The sequence below is a fragment of the Aggregicoccus sp. 17bor-14 genome (assembly GCF_009659535.1).
GTDB lineage: Bacteria > Myxococcota > Myxococcia > Myxococcales > Myxococcaceae > Aggregicoccus.
This window is the reverse complement of record NZ_VJZZ01000024.1, coordinates 33,313-47,727: the sequence shown is the minus strand read 5'-3', so window position 1 is coordinate 47,727 and position 14,415 is coordinate 33,313. Positions and strand designations below refer to the sequence as shown.

11 protein-coding genes are annotated in these 14,415 nt (G+C 73.6%); 5 read left to right on the top strand and 6 right to left on the bottom strand.

Features of this window, described 5'->3' with window-relative positions:
• Nucleotides 1-87: 87 nt before the first annotated feature.
• Together FGE12_RS29095 and FGE12_RS29090 are read right to left on the bottom strand one after the other, a co-directional pair.
• Entirely contained in the window at nt 88-498 is a 411-nt protein-coding gene (locus FGE12_RS29095) for a hypothetical protein (RefSeq protein ID WP_153869918.1), read from the bottom strand.
• Between the two features lie 9 nt (nt 499-507).
• Nucleotides 508-1,353, bottom strand: a complete 846-nt coding sequence (locus FGE12_RS29090; RefSeq protein ID WP_370459197.1) for a TIGR02587 family membrane protein — start codon at nt 1,351-1,353, stop codon at nt 508-510.
• A gap of 363 nt (nt 1,354-1,716) precedes the next feature.
• Between FGE12_RS29090 and FGE12_RS29085 the strand changes: the two genes are divergently transcribed.
• Both FGE12_RS29085 and FGE12_RS29080 read left to right on the top strand, forming a co-directional pair.
• Nucleotides 1,717-2,844, top strand: a complete 1,128-nt coding sequence (locus tag FGE12_RS29085; protein ID WP_153869917.1) for an enolase C-terminal domain-like protein — start codon at nt 1,717-1,719, stop codon at nt 2,842-2,844.
• The gene (locus FGE12_RS29080) at nt 2,841-6,038 is read left to right on the top strand and encodes an FAD-binding and (Fe-S)-binding domain-containing protein (RefSeq protein WP_153869916.1); all 3,198 of its coding nucleotides are present in this window, start codon (nt 2,841-2,843) and stop codon (nt 6,036-6,038) included. The genes FGE12_RS29085 and FGE12_RS29080 overlap by 4 nt, the downstream gene beginning before the upstream one ends.
• Here the strand turns inward: FGE12_RS29080 and FGE12_RS29075 are convergent.
• On the bottom strand, nt 6,012-7,232 hold the full coding sequence (locus FGE12_RS29075) for a sodium:proton antiporter (RefSeq protein ID WP_153869915.1): 1,221 nt from the start codon (nt 7,230-7,232) through the stop codon (nt 6,012-6,014). The two genes, FGE12_RS29080 and FGE12_RS29075, sit on opposite strands and share 27 nt — an antisense overlap.
• Before the next feature lie 206 nt (nt 7,233-7,438).
• On the opposite strand from FGE12_RS29075, the gene FGE12_RS29070 reads away from it, so the two are divergent.
• A complete protein-coding gene (locus FGE12_RS29070) occupies nt 7,439-9,229 on the top strand; it encodes a thiamine pyrophosphate-requiring protein (RefSeq protein ID WP_153869914.1) in 1,791 nt (596 codons plus the stop codon).
• Between the two features lie 22 nt (nt 9,230-9,251).
• A complete protein-coding gene (locus tag FGE12_RS29065) occupies nt 9,252-9,737 on the top strand; it encodes a DUF2127 domain-containing protein (RefSeq protein WP_153869913.1) in 486 nt (161 codons plus the stop codon).
• On the opposite strand, the gene FGE12_RS29060 is transcribed toward FGE12_RS29065, so the two are convergent.
• The 3 genes from FGE12_RS29060 to FGE12_RS29050 all read right to left on the bottom strand — a co-directional run bounded on the left by FGE12_RS29060 (nt 9,700) and on the right by FGE12_RS29050 (nt 12,473).
• Nucleotides 9,700-11,169: a M48 family metalloprotease gene (locus FGE12_RS29060; protein WP_153869912.1), complete on the bottom strand. Its 1,470-nt coding sequence runs from the start codon at nt 11,167-11,169 to the stop codon at nt 9,700-9,702. The genes FGE12_RS29065 and FGE12_RS29060 overlap by 38 nt on opposite strands.
• A 126-nt stretch (nt 11,170-11,295) precedes the next feature.
• A complete protein-coding gene (locus FGE12_RS29055; protein ID WP_153869911.1) occupies nt 11,296-12,204 on the bottom strand; it encodes a hypothetical protein in 909 nt (302 codons plus the stop codon).
• A gap of 98 nt (nt 12,205-12,302) precedes the next feature.
• A complete protein-coding gene (locus FGE12_RS29050) occupies nt 12,303-12,473 on the bottom strand; it encodes a hypothetical protein (RefSeq protein WP_153869910.1) in 171 nt (56 codons plus the stop codon).
• A 134-nt stretch (nt 12,474-12,607) separates the two neighbouring features.
• Between FGE12_RS29050 and FGE12_RS29045 the strand changes: the two genes are divergently transcribed.
• On the top strand, nt 12,608-14,398 hold the full coding sequence (locus tag FGE12_RS29045) for a chloride channel protein (RefSeq protein ID WP_370459196.1): 1,791 nt from the start codon (nt 12,608-12,610) through the stop codon (nt 14,396-14,398).
• The last annotated feature ends 17 nt before the right edge of the window (nt 14,399-14,415 follow it).

Genomic DNA, 14,415 nt, shown 5'->3' with positions numbered 1-14,415 from the left:
CCGGCCCTCCACAGTGGGGACCCGCGCGCCGGAGCGCAGCCTGCGCGACCTTGGCCTCGGACGAGCGCCCGGCCACACGCGCGCGTCTCAGGGCAGCTGGTAGCCGTTCGGCACGAGCTCGAGCGCGGAGGGGCGCGGCTCCTCGGTGAAGTACAGCCCGCCCTCGCGCGCCGAGTGGCCCGGCAGGTAGTCCAGCTGCGCCTCGCGCACCTGCACCTCGCCCGAGGCAAGCCGCAGCCGGCCCTGCACCCCCACGTTCGCGAGCGCCGCGGTGCCCAGGTTGTGCGCCTCGAACTGCACGAGCCAGCCGCCCTCCACCCGCTGCACCTGCCGCAGGGACACGCGCACCCCGCCCACCGCGTCCTGCTCGGTGAGCACCTCGCGCACGAGGAAGCCCAGCGTCCCGAGCACCAGCAGCCCTCCGAGCACGGCCCCGAGCGCTTCGAGGCGCGAGATGCGGCTGCGGGGTGGAGAGGAGGGGGCGAGCAGCTCGGTCATCGCGGGGCCTCAGAGGATGAGGCGGGCCGCCGCGGCGCCCACCGACGCGGGAAAGCCCAGCACCACGCTGGACTGCAGCATGTCCGCGAAGGACATCCCGTCGAAGCTGCCGAAGGTCCACAGCACGTAGGCGCTGATGAGCAGCGAGATCGCATAGCCCGGCACGGTGTAGCGCCACAGGGCGCCGCCGCGCGGCGTCCCCTCGGGCATCTGCTCCTGCCCGCGGAACTCGAGCGCGTACACCCACGCGTGCATCACCGCCACGCTCAGCAGCGCGAGCGCGAGCACCCGCCCCGGCCCCATCCGGTAGGTGATGAGCACCATCTCCTCGGTGGGCGCCATGTTGAGGCTGAGGAAGAGCGCGCCGGCCGCGAGGTAGAAGTACTCGCCCGCGGGGCCCGCCTGTCGCCGCTTGCGCCCCTCCTCGCCCCGGCCCTGCCCCAGCTGCGCCTGCGCGAGCAGCGCCCCGATGCTGCCGGGCACCGCCTGCAGCGCGATGCGCCCCACCCACTCGCTCGCGCACATCTGCGGCGTGAGCAGCCCGAAGAGGAAGAGGAAGAGGGCGCTGGAGAGCACGCCCACCGCAAAGGCCACCAGCGCGTCCACCGCCGCCTGCCGGAAGGCGTCCGCCTCCTCGAAGCCCATGAAGTGCGCGAGCCCGTAGAGCAGCGGCAGCAGCGCGAGCACCAGCAGCAGCAGCCGCCCGCGCGCCATGGTGGAGCCCAGCTCCCACATCTCCATCGTCATCAGCATGGGCAGCGCGAAGAGCAGCGCGCCCCCGAAGGCGCGCGCGAGCCCCACCCCGAAGCTCCGCTCGAGGCCCTGCCCGCCGTCTGTCGCCTGCGCACGCGCCACGATGCCCGCCGAGCTATGTGCGAAGGCCCCCGCGCGGAAGCCCTCCGCGCCCGCGCGGGCCCAGCGGAGGACACTCGCGCGGGCCTGCCGTGCACGGCTCGCGCGAGATTCCGCTCCGCTGCGCGCACGGCGCCGCCGCCTGCAGGGCAGGCGGACCCGCGGGCGCGACCGGATGCACCCTTGCACGCATTGTTTTGTGGTCACACTTTCAGGGGTGGACGGAGCGCCGCACCCCTCGTGGACGGCGCAGGGCCTCGCGCTCGGAGTGTGCGCGCGCACGTGGCCCTGCCCCGGCGACCCCCGCCCTCCACACCCTCCCCACCCTGGCTGCGCGCGCCGGGGCCCCCCGAGCGGAAGGCCCGCATGGCCCCGTCATTTCCGAAGCACCGCGGCGCCCTGCCCGTCACGCGCGTGACGCCGAGCGCGTACACGCTGCCCACGGATGCGCCCGAGGCGGACGGCACCCTCGCGTGGAGCGCCACCACGCTGGTGCTGGTGGAGCTCGAGGCGGGGGACGCGGCGGGGCTGGGCTACACCTACGCGGACGCGAGCGCGGCGGAGCTCATCGCCCGCACGCTCGCTCCCCACCTGGTGGGCGAGGACGCCTTCGACGTGCCCGCCTGCATGGCGGGGCTGCTCACCCAGGTGCGCAACCTCGGCAGCGGAGGCCTGGTGGCCATGGCGCTCTCCGCGCTGGACGCGGCCCTGTGGGACGCGAAGGCGCGCGCTTTGGGCGTGCCCCTGGTGCGGCTGCTGGGCGCCGCGCGCTCGCGCGTGCCCGCGTACGGCAGCGGCGGCTTCACCTCGTATTCCGTGGTGCAGCTGCAGCGCCAGCTCGCCGGCTGGGTGGAGGAGGGCTTGAGCCGCGTGAAGATGAAGGTGGGCAGCGCGCCGGCGGAGGACCCGGCGCGCGTGGCGGCGGCGCGCGAGGCGGTGGGCCCCGGCACCGAGCTCTTCGTGGACGCGAACGGCGCGTACTCGCGCGCCCAGGCGCTCGCGCTCGCCGAGCGCTTCGCCGCGCAGGGCGTGCGCTGGTTCGAGGAGCCCGTGAGCAGCGATGACCTGCCGGGGCTCGCGCTCCTGTGCGCGCGCGTGCCGCCGGGGATGCAGGTGGCCGCGGGCGAGTACGGGGACCGCCCCCCCTACTTCCGGCGCATGCTGGAGCAGGGCAGCGTGCACGTGCTGCAGGCGGACGCCACGCGCTGCCTCGGCGTCACCGGCTTCCTGCAGGCGGACGCGCTGTGCGAGGCGTGGGGGCTGCCGCTCTCCGCGCACTGCGCCCCCAGCCTGCACCTGCACCCGGCGGCGTGTGCGCGCAGGCTCGTGCACCTCGAGTACTTCCACGACCACGCGCGGCTCGAGCAGCGCTTCTTCGACGGCGTGGTGCAGCCGGTGGACGGCGCGCTCGCGCCGGACCTCTCCCGCCCCGGCCTGGGGCTCACCTTCAAGCGCGCGGACGCCGCGCCCTTCGCCGTGAGAGGAAGCGCATGAGGCCCGAGCCCCCGCAGCAGCCCACCCTTCCGCCGCCCTCTCCCTCCACACCCCCGGTGCGCCATGCGCAGGAGGAGAGGCGCGCGCTGGACCTGCGCGGGCTGGAGAGGGCGCTGCGCCGCAGGCTGCGCGGCGGGGAGGAGGGCGACGTGCAGTTCGACGCGGGCGCGCGCGCCCTCTACGCGACGGACGCCTCCAACTACCGCCAGGTGCCGCTCGGCGTGGTGCGCCCGCGCAGCGCGGAGGACATCGCGCAGGTGGTGCGCACCTGCCGCGAGTTCGGCGCGCCGGTGCTCAGCCGCGGCGGGGGCACCAGCCTCGCAGGGCAGTGCTGCAACGTGGCGGTGGTGATGGACCTGACGCGCCACTACGGGCGGCTGCTCTCCATCGACCCGGAGCGCCGCACCGCGCGCGTGCAGCCGGGGATCGTCCTGGACGACCTGCGCAGCGTGGCGGTGCAGCGCCACGGGCTCACCTTCGGCCCGGACCCGGCCACCCACAACCGCTGCACCCTGGGCGGGATGCTGGGCAACAACAGCTGCGGCATGCACGCGCAGATGGCCGGGCGCACCTCGGACAACGTGGAGGCGCTGGAGGTGCTCACCTACGACGGGCTGCGCCTCAAGGTGGGCGCCACCTCGGAGGAGGAGCTCGCGCGGCTCGAGCGGCAGGGGGGCCGGGTGGGCGAGCTGTACCGCGGCATGCGCCGGCTGCGCGACCGCTACGCGCCCCTCATCCGCGAGCGCTACCCGGACATTCCCCGCCGCATCTCCGGCTACAACCTGGACGAGCTGCTGCCGGAGAAGGGCTTCCAGGTGGCGCGCGCGCTGGTGGGCAGCGAGGGCACGCTCGTCACCATCCTGGAGGCGACGCTGCGGCTCGTGCCCAACCCGCGGGTGCGCAGCCTGCTGGTGCTGGGCTACCCGGACGTGTACCGCGCCGCGGACCACCTGCCGCGCGTGCTGCAGAGCGGCCCCATCGCGCTCGAGGGGCTGGACGACGTGCTGCTGGATGGCATGCGGCGCAAGGGGCTCGACGTGAGCGACCTCTCGCTGCTGCCGGAGGGGCGCGGCTGGCTGATGGTCGAGTTCGGCGGGGACTCGCGCGAGGAGGCGGACGCGCAGGCGCGCGCGCTGATGGAGGCGCTGAAGCGCGAGCCGCACGCGCCCCACATGTCCCTCTTCGACGACCCGGCGCAGGAGAAGCTCCTGTGGGAGGTGCGCGAGAGCGGCCTGGGCGCCACCGCCTTCATCCCCGGCGAGCCGGACGCCTGGCCTGGCTGGGAGGACGCTGCGGTGCCGCCGGACCGGGTGGGCGGCTACCTGCGCGACTTCCGCGCGCTGCTCGGGCGTCACGGCTACCACGCGGCGCTCTACGGGCACTTCGGTCAGGGCTGCATCCACTGCCGCATCAACTTCGGGCTGCGCTCGAAGGAGGGCTTGCGCAACTACCGCCGCTTCGCCGAGGAGGCGGCGGACCTGGTGGTGCGCTACGGCGGCAGCCTTTCGGGAGAGCACGGGGACGGGCAGTCGCGCGCGGAGCTGCTGCCGAAGATGTTCGGCGATGAGCTGGTGCGCGCCATGGGCGAGTTCAAGGCGCTGTGGGACCCGCTCAACCGGATGAACCCGCACAAGGTGGTGGACCCCTACCGCTTGGACGAGAACCTGCGCCTGGGCACGCACTACGAGCCGCCGCCGCTGCGCACTCACTTCCAGTTCCCGCACGACCAGGGCAGCTTCGCGCGCGCCACCACCCGCTGCGTGGGGGTGGGGCTGTGCCGGCGCACGGAAGGGGGCACCATGTGCCCCAGCTACATGGTCACGCGCGAGGAGCAGCACTCCACGCGCGGCCGCACCCACCTGCTCTTCGAGATGCTGCAGGGAGACCCGTTGAAGGAGGGCTGGAGGAGCGAGAGCGTGAAGGAGGCGCTGGACCTGTGCCTCGCGTGCAAGGGCTGCAAGAGCGACTGCCCCGTCAACGTGGACATGGCCACCTACAAGGCCGAGTTCCTCAGCCACTACTACGAGGGCCGCCTGCGCCCCCGCCACGCCTACGCCTTCGGGCTGATCATGTTCTGGGCGCGCGCCGCGGCGCTCGTGCCGCGGCTCGCCAACACCTTCACCCAGACGCGCGGCCTCTCGCGGCTCGCGCGGTGGGCCGCCGGCGTGCACCCGGAGCGGCGCATCCCGGCCTTCGCGCGCGCCACACTGCAGCAGCTCGCGCGCGGGCGTCCCGTGCAGAGCGCGAAGGGGCGCGAGGTCATCCTCTTCCCGGACACCTTCAACAACCACTTCCACCCGGACACCGGGCAGAGCGCGCTCGAGGTGCTGGAGGCCGCGGGCTTCTCGCCGCGCGTGCCGCAGGGCTTCCTGTGCTGCGGGCGTCCCCTCTACGACTACGGGATGCTGGACACGGCGAAGCGGCTGCTGCAGCAGGTGCTCACCCGCTTCGCGAAGGAGATCGAGGCGGGCGTGCCCTTCGTGGTGCTCGAGCCCAGCTGCGCCGCCGTCTTCCGCGACGAGCTCACCGGGCTCTTCCCCCACGACCAGAACGCGAAGCGGCTGAGCCAGCAGACCTACGCGCTGAGCGAGCTCTTGCAGAAGGAGGCGAAGGACTTCCAGATGCCGGCGCTCGAGCGCCGCGCGGTGGTGCAGGGCCACTGCCACCACCGCTCGGTGCTGGACTTCGACTCCGAGCTGAAGGTGCTGGAGCGCGCGGGCGTGAAGGCCGCGGTCCCCGAGTCCAGCTGCTGCGGCATGGCGGGGGCCTTCGGCTTCGAGGCAGGGCACTACGACGTCTCGCAGCGCTGCGGCGAGCGCCACCTGCTGCCGGCGGTGCGCCACGCGGGCGCGGACGCGCTGGTGGTGGCGGACGGCTTCAGCTGCCGCGAGCAAATAGCCCAGGGGACCGGCCGCAAGGCGCTGCACCTCGCCCAGGTGCTGCGGCTCGCGCTGAGCGGCGCCCGGCTGCGCCCGGGCGAGGCGCCCGAGACGAAGGCGCTGCCGAACGAGGAGGCGCCGCCCCTGCCCCTCTCCGCGCTGCTGGCGGGAGGGCTCGGGGCCGCGCTCGCGGGGGCGCTCGCCCTGCGCCCGCGCCGCCGTCCGGCCTCCGCGCGCGAGCGGCTGCGCGGGGCCCTGGGCGAGCTCGCGCACCGCCGCCGCCGCGCCTCAGCGTGGCACCGGCTCCTCGCCTGAGCTGCCCGCGTCCGGGTCGGACGGCTCGGGCTCCTCCTCCTCGGGGCCCATGAAGCGCCGGGCAATCACGGTGTCGGTGGAGGAGTGGGCAATCACCGAGGCGGCCACCACCAGCGCCGCGAGGTGGAAGAGCTTGCGGGCGCCCGGGATGCCGCTCTGCAGCACCTGCAGGCTGTACACCACGGTGGCGAAGCCGCGCGGGCCGAACCACGCCCCCGCGAGCCGCTCCTTGCCCGTGAGCGGGCTGCCCACGAGCGAGAGCAGGAGTCCCACCGGGCGCGCGAGCAGCAGCGCGAGCAGCGCGAAGGCCCAGTCACCGGCGGACAGGCCCTTGAGCAGGTGCGGGGACATGAGCGCGCCGAAGAGCAGCAGGGCCGCGAGCTTGAACAGCTCGGTGAGCAGCTCGCCGAAGCGCGCGAAGGCGGGGCGCGCGCGCGGTGCCACAGTGCTGATGGTGACGCCGGCGGCGAACACCGCGAGGAACTCGTTCGCGTGGGTGAGCTTCGCCACCGCGAACACCGTGAGCCCGAGGCCGAAGGAGCCGAGGGGCAGGTAGTCGTCGCTCGCGCCCAGCGCCCTCAGCCGCGCCAACTGCAGCACGAGCCAGGGGATGGCCAACCCCAGCGCCACCCCGCCCGCCACCTCCAGCAGCAGGGGCAGGGGGCGCAGCGGATCGCGGCTGCACAGCTCCAGCAGCACCACCACCGCGGGCAGGGCGATGCCGTCGTTCACCGCGCTCTCCACGTTGAGCAGCTGGCGCAGCCCGCGCGGCACCGCGCGCTCGCCCGCGAGCGCCGAGGCGAAGACGGGGTCCGTGGGGCTGAGCACCGCGGCGAGCAGCAGCGCCTCGGGCCAGCGCAGGTCCGCGAGCAGGTGGCCGAGCAGCGCGATCAGCCCGAAGGTGAGGGGCATTCCGACCAGCAGCGCGCGCGCCGGCAGCGAGGCCGCGCGCGTCAGCTCCTGCAGCGGGGTGCGCATCCCGTCGCTGAAGAGCACCGTGACGAGTGCGACCTCGGCGAGCCACATCACCAGCGGCGAGTCCGGCTGCACGTCCACCAGCCCGAGCACGCCCGGCCCCGTCACCACCCCGGCCCCGAGGAAGAGCACGGAGGTGGAGAGCACGCTGCGGCGCGCGAGCGAGGAGAAGAGCGCGGCCAGCACCAGCGCGACGGCGTAGACGAGGACCGCGACCATTCCCCCGAAGCTAGGCACGGCGCGCGCCCGGCCGGCAGCGCGCGGGGCACACTGCCCTTCAGCGGACGCCCGCACGCCCTGCCGGACGGGGGCCGGGCCCTCGCCCGCCCCCGGCGGCGTGCAGTAGGACGGGCGGCCCGGACCTGAAGGGGCGGCCCTGCATACCTAGTTTCTCCTCAAAGCACCCCCTTGCTCTGGAGCCCCTGATGAGCGCCACCGTCGCCGACTACCTCCTCTTCCGCCTCTCGCAGTGGGGCGTGCACCGGCTCTACGGCTACCCGGGCGACGGCATCAACGGCATCATGGGCGCGCTGGGGCGCCACCCCGACTTCCAGTTCATCCAGACGCGGCACGAGGAGATGGCGGCCTTCATGGCGTGCGCGCACGCCAAGTTCACCGGCGAGGTGGGCGTGTGCCTCGCCACCAGCGGCCCCGGCGCCATCCACCTGCTCAACGGCCTGTACGACGCGAAGCTGGACCACCGCCCGGTGGTGGCCATCGTGGGGCAGCAGGCGCGCGCGGCGCTGGGCGGGCACTACCAGCAGGAGGTGGACCTGCCCACGCTCTTCAAGGACGTGGCGCACGAGTACGTGCAGATGGTCACCGAGCCCTCGCAGGTGCGGCACGTGGTGGACCGCGCGGTGCGCATCGCGCGCGCCGAGCGCACCGTCACCTGCATCATCCTGCCCAACGACGTGCAGGACCTGCCCTACAGCCCGCCGGAGCGCGCGCACGGCACCGTGCACTCGGGCGTGGGCTACAGCGACCCGCGCGTGCTGCCCACGGAAGGAGACCTGCGGCGCGCGGCGGAGCTGCTGAATGCCGGCAAGAAGGTGGCCATCCTCGCGGGCGCGGGCGCCTTCGGCGCGGCGGACGAGCTGGTGGAGGTGGCCGACGTGCTCGGCGCGGGCGTGGCCAAGGCGCTCTTGGGCAAGGCGGTGCTGCCGGACGAGCTGCCCTTCGTGACGGGCGCCATCGGCCTGCTGGGCACCAAGCCCAGCTGGGACCTGATGATGGGCTGCGACACGCTCCTGATGGTGGGCTCGAGCTTCCCCTACTCCGAGTTCCTCCCCAAGGAGGGGCAGGCGAAGGCGGTGCAGATCGACCTGGACGGCCGCATGCTCTCCATCCGCTACCCGATGGACGTGAACCTCACGGGCGATGCGCGCGAGACCCTGCGCGCGTTGCTCCCGCTGCTGCAGCGCAAGCAGGACCGGGGCTGGCGCGAGGAGGTGGAGAAGGGCGTGCGGCAGTGGTGGAAGGTGCTGGAGGCGCGCGCGATGGAGTCCGCGAAGCCCATCAACCCGCAGCGCGTGTTCTGGGAGCTGTCCCCGCGGTTGCCGGACGGCTGCATCCTCGCGGCCGACTCCGGCAGCAGCGCCAACTGGTTCGCGCGCGACGTGAAGATCCGCAAGGGCATGCTGGCGAGCCTCTCCGGCAACCTCGCCACCATGGGCTGCGGCGTGCCCTACGCCATCGGGGCGAAGTTCGCGTTCCCCCACCGCGCGGTGGTGGCCCTGGTGGGCGACGGCGCGATGCAGATGAACGGCAACGCGGAGCTGGTCACCATCGCGAAGTACTGGAAGGAGTGGCAGGACCCGCGCCTCATCGTGCTCGTGCTCAACAACCGCGACCTCAACCAGGTGACGTGGGAGATGCGCGTGATGGAGGGCAACCCCAAGTACGAGGCGAGCCAGGACCTGCCGGACTTCCCCTACGCGAAGTACGCCGAGTCGCTCGGGCTCAAGGGCATCCGCGTGGACCGCCCCGAGCAGCTGGGGCCCGCCTGGGACGAGGCCTTCCGCGCCGACCGCCCCGTGGTGCTCGAGGCCTACACCGACCCGGACGTGCCCCCGCTCCCGCCGCACATCACCCTGGAGCAGGCCAAGTCCTTCGCCGCGAGCGTGCTCAGGGGCGACCCGGACCGCGGGGGCTTCATCAAGCAGAGCCTCAAGGGGATGGTGGACACGGTGCTGCCCCACCACGACAAGAAGTGAGAAGCGCGCTAGCACCGCGCTCATGGAACGCGAGCCACACGGGAGGCAGGGGCCGACGGGGCTGAAGCTCATCGTCGCCTACAAGTTCCTCAAGGCCCCCGCGGTGCTCTTCCTCGCCGCGTGGCTCACCTTCGCGCCCGACCGGGTGCTGGGCTTCGAGCAGCGGCTCGCGGCGGAGCTGCTCGAGTGGGGCGCGCTCTTCCACCGGCTCGCGGCGTGGCTGGACCTGCACGTCACCGCCTCCGCGCTGCAGCGGGGCGCGCCCTTCGCGTGGCTGGACGGCGCGACCACGCTGCTCGAGGGCGTGCTCTTGTGGCTGGGCTACGCGTGGGGCGAGTGGCTGGTGGTGGCCGGCGTGAGCGCGCTGGTGCCCTTCGAGCTGTGGGGGCTCGCGCACCACCCCACGCCCCTGCGCGTGCTGGTGCTGGTGGTGAACGTGGCGATCGCCGTCTACCTCGTGCGCCTGCGCCTCAGCGCGCGGCGCCGCTCGCACCCGAGCCCGAGCTGACGGCGGGGCCCGGACCGCCCACCACCTGCTTGAGCGTGGTGCCCGCCGGGATGCTGTCGGTCGCCTTCACGCCGTTGATGATGGCGAGCTGCTCGATGGGAATGGTGGAGGGGTGGCGCTGCTGGAACTGCTGCAGCGTCATGCTCTCGGTGAGCTTCACCAGCTTCACGCGCGCGGGCTGCACGTCGAGCACGCTCTTGTCCGTGACGGGCCCGAAGCTGGTGATGAAGTGGCGGAAGGTGGAGTCGTAGCCCTGCAGGGCCTGCGCGCTGGTGTAGCCGACGAGCTGCCAGGTGGCGCCGCCGTAGGAGACGAAGGAGACGATGCCCGCGATCGCGCCCTGCTGGGTCTGCGCCTCGAAGTAGCTGGTCACCGCAGGAAGGCCGTTCACGTCGCCCTGGCTCGCGCCGGCCGCCTGGCGCACGCCCTCCTGCTGGAAGAACTTCTGCGCGGCCTGCTCGGGGCTGAGCTTGCCCGCGGCGGACATGCCCACCAGCGCGTCCTGCTTCTCGCTCATCCCCGCCACCGACTGGGGCGTGTTCTGGGTCTTCCAGCCCGGGGGGAACTCCAGCTTCAGCTTGAGCGAGGGGTGGTAGAAGGTCTGGCCGCGGAAGAAGCCCTGGCGCGGGTCTTCGCCGAACACCATGCCGTCCACCATGGCGAGGTAGGTGTCGCGGTCCACCGCGAGGCCGGAGAGGTCGCGGTTGAGCGCCGCCACGCGCTGCTCGGTCTTCTGCAGGCGGTTGCCGGGGTCCGGGTGCGTGCTGAGCCACTCGGGCAGCCCGCCGCCGGCCGCCTCGCCCACGCGCTGCAGGGTGACGAACATGTCCCCCATCTGGCGCGGGTCGTAGCCGGCCTGCAGCATGTAGCCGAAGCCCAGCTCGTCGGCCTGCGTCTCCGCGTCGCGCCCGTACTTGAGGAAGAGCAGCTGCAGGCCCGCGCCGCCCAGCTGCGCCACCTGGGGCACGAAGATGCTGCCCACGCCGAGCCCCACCTGGGCGATCTCCGCCTTCGAGAGCTGGTTCGCCGAGTGGCGCGCGGTGATGTGGCCGATCTCGTGGCCCATCACGCCCGCGAGCTCCGCCTCCGAGTTCATGTACGTGAGGATGCCGCGGGTGACGAAGACGGGGCCGCCGGGCAGCGCGAAGGCGTTGACGGATGGATCGTCCACCACCTGGAAGCTCCAGGGCAGGTTCGGGCGCTGCGCGTGCACGAGCAGCTTCTTGCCCAGCTGCGCCACGTAGGCCTGCACCTTGGCGTCGTCGTACAGGCCGATGCTCTGGCGCGCCTCCTCCGCCCCCTGCTGCCCGAGCTGGATCTCCTGCGACTCGGACACGAGCGAGAACTGCTTCTTGCCCGTGGCCGGATTGCGCACGCAGGACAGCGCAACCTGGGTCAACAGGAGCACCGCGCAGATGCCGAGCCGCTTCATCGTGCCCTCCCGCAGGCCGCTCGCCGGCCCGCACAGGCGGTAAAGGTCAGCACGGCCGTGGGCGCAGGGCAGCCCGGCACGAGCGGGCGCGCGTCTGCCGGGTCGGCTACTGGGCAGAAGGCCCGGCTACGCGCGGCGCGGGCGCAGGGTGAAGAGCCCCACCGTGAGCAGCAGCCCGGTGGCCCCGGCGACGGCGGCGAGCGGGCGGCGCAGCGAGTCGAAGATGCCGCGGGTGAGGGCGGCCGTCGTCGTGCGCACCGAGGCCGCATCCGGCAGGCCGCTGCGCACGCCGCGCACGGCCGCCGCGGCGCTGCGCTCGGCCAGCTCCTCGAGCCGCGCGACGAGGTGCTCGGCGGCCTGCGGCGAGCTCTTCAGCTCCTCGCGCAGGCCCGCGGCGAGTCCGCGCGCGAGCTCGCGCCCCGCGCGCTCGATGGTGCCATCGAGCATTCGGTCGATGAGGCCGGCGAAGGCCTGCGGGTCCTCGCGCAGCTGCGCCTGCACGCCCGAGACGATGCCGCGGCCGATCTGCTCCGCCACCTCCGCGCTCACCGGAGTGATGGCGCGCAGCGAGTCCGCGAACGCGGGCAGCTCCTCGCGCAGCTGCTGCGCGGCGCCGGCCACCACGCCCCGCGAGAACTCGTCCGGGCTCTGGAAGGCGCGGTGGCGCGAGCCGAGGTACTGGTCCAGCCGGTCCAGCAGCCCATTGATGCGCCCGGCAAAGGCGTGCAGCGGCATGCCGCCGTCGTTCCACTCGCGCTCCAGCTCCTCGAGCGCGCCGCGCGCGGCCGCCGCGGCGAGCGCGTGCGCGGTCTCCTTCGGCGCCGCGGACTCGGCCTCGGCGGCCTCGTGCGCGATGCGGCCCAGCGCGACGATCGTGTCCTGCAGCAGCTGGCGCACCTGCCCGTCCAGCTCGGGCATCGCGCTGCGCAGGCCGTGCACCACCCCGCTCGTGGCCCCCTGCGTGGCGAGGTCCCCGATGGACAGGGCGAGGCTGCGGATCATCTCGGTGGGGCGCGAGCGCCGCGCATCTGCCATGGAGGTCTCCCCGGAGTAGGCGCACCCCTCACGGTGGGGACCGCCGCGGGCGCTCGCAACGTGTCGCGCAGCGCATGACGCGGTGCGCGCGCGCCGGCTCAGACGCTGGCGCGGCCGCGGGACATGGCGCCCCGCACGATGCCGGTGATGAGCAGCAGCGCCGCGGCGAGCAGCACCAGGTGGATGGCGAGCCCCGCCACCTTGAGGACGGCGACACACACGAACCAGACGACGGCGAGCGCGATGGCGAACGAGATGATGGGCTTCATTGGTGAACCCTCCCTCTTCCCTCAAGGTCGAGAGCGGGAGGGCGGCCCGCAACGCCTCCGCTGGGCTCGCACGGGGAGCGGGCGTACAGGCGCGGCGAGGCGAATGAAATTGCCGCTCCCCACCTTGAGAGGCTGTGAGCGAAGTCCCCCTGCCCGAGCCTCCGGTCTCGACGCCCGCGCGCGCGCCCGGCTTCACGCCGCCGCGCCGCTTCCACCACTCGGTGGGGGACTTCCTGCGCGACCTGCCCGGCGTGGCCAAGCGCTTCTGGGTGCTGGTGGTGCTGGTGGGGCTCATCTCGGGCGCGGGCGCGGCGCTGCTCATCGAGGTGCTGCGCTTTGCCCAGCACCTGCTCTGGCGCCACTCGGGCGAGGGCTTCCTGCCGGGCGTGTACGCGGCGCCCCACTGGCGGCGCGTGGCGGTGCCGCTGCTGGGCGGCGCGCTCGTCACCCTCACCAGCCTCCTGGTGGGCCAGCCGCTGCGTGGCCACGGCACGGCCGGCATCATCGAGAGCATCTGGGTGAAGAGCGGGCGCATGCCGCTGCCGCGCGCGCTCCTGCGCGGCACGGTGTCCATCCTCGCGGTGGCCTGCGGCGCGCCGCTCGGCCGCGAGGGCGCGCTCTTGTCCACGGGGGCCGCGAGCGGCTCGGCGCTCGCGCGCGGCTGGAAGACGCCCGCGGACCAGACGCGGCTGCTGGTGGCCTGCGGCGCCGCGGCCGGGATGGCGGCGGCCTACAACGCACCCATCGGCTCCGCCCTCTTCGGGCTGGAGGTGCTGCTGGGCTCCTTCGCGCTCGAGCTCTTCGGCCCCATCGTGGTGGCGTGCGTGGTGGCCACGCTGGTGAGCCGCACGCTCATCGCGGACCACCCCAGCTACGTCATCCCCCACTACCAGCTCACCCACCCGCGCGAGCTGGTGCTGGCGCTGCTGCTGGGCGCGCTGCTGGGCGTGGCGAGCGCCCTCTACGTGCGCGGCATCAACGCGCTCAGCGTGATGCTCGAGGACGCGCCGCGCATCGTCGCGCCCTACCTGCCGCTGGTGGCGATGGCGGGCGTGGGCGCGAGCGCACTGGTCGCGCCGCAGCTGCTGGGCAACGGCTACGACGTGGTGAACGCGGCGCTGCTGGGCCAGGTGTCGCTCGCGCTGCTGCTGCTGCTGCCGCTGGCGAAGCTGCTGGTGACCTCGGTGGCCGCGGGCGCAGGCGTGCCGGGCGGGCTCTTCACCCCGTCGCTCTTCTACGGGGCCTTGCTGGGCGGGGCCTTCGGGCACCTGGCGGGGCTGGTGGCGCCGGGCGGCGCGCCCACGGGCGCCTACGCGCTGCTGGGCATGGGCGCGGTGCTCGCGGGCACGACGCACGCGAGCGTGAGCGCGGTGCTCATCATCTTCGAGCTCACCGGCGACTACGGCCTCATCCTCCCGCTCATGCTCTCCGCGGTCCTCGCGGCGGCGGTGAGCCGGCGGCTCGAGCCGGAGAGCCTCTACACGGCGGTGCTGCGGCGGCGCAAGGTGCCCTTGCCGCCCGCCATCACCCCCACCTGGCTGCGCGCGGAGGGCGTGCGCGCCATCGTGGTGCCCGAGCCGCAGACGGTCTCCCCCTCCACCCCCTTCCAGGAGCTGGTCGTCCGGCTGCTCGAGCAGCAGGCGGGCGGAGACCTCTACGTCGTGGACCCGCACGGGCGGCTGCTCGGGGTGGTGGTGCTCGAGCGGCTCAAGGGACACCTCCCGGACCACTCGCTGCTGGAGATGACGGTGGCGGCGGACGTGATGGACACCGGCATCGTGCCCATCACCCCCGAGCTCTCGCTCGCCGAGGTGGCGGCCCGCTTCAGCGAGACGGCGCTCGAGTACCTGCCCGTGGTGGATGCGCAGCGGCGGCTGGTGGGCACCGTCTCCAAGAGCGACGTGTTGAAACGGGGCCGCTACTAGGGCATCTCATTATTTGA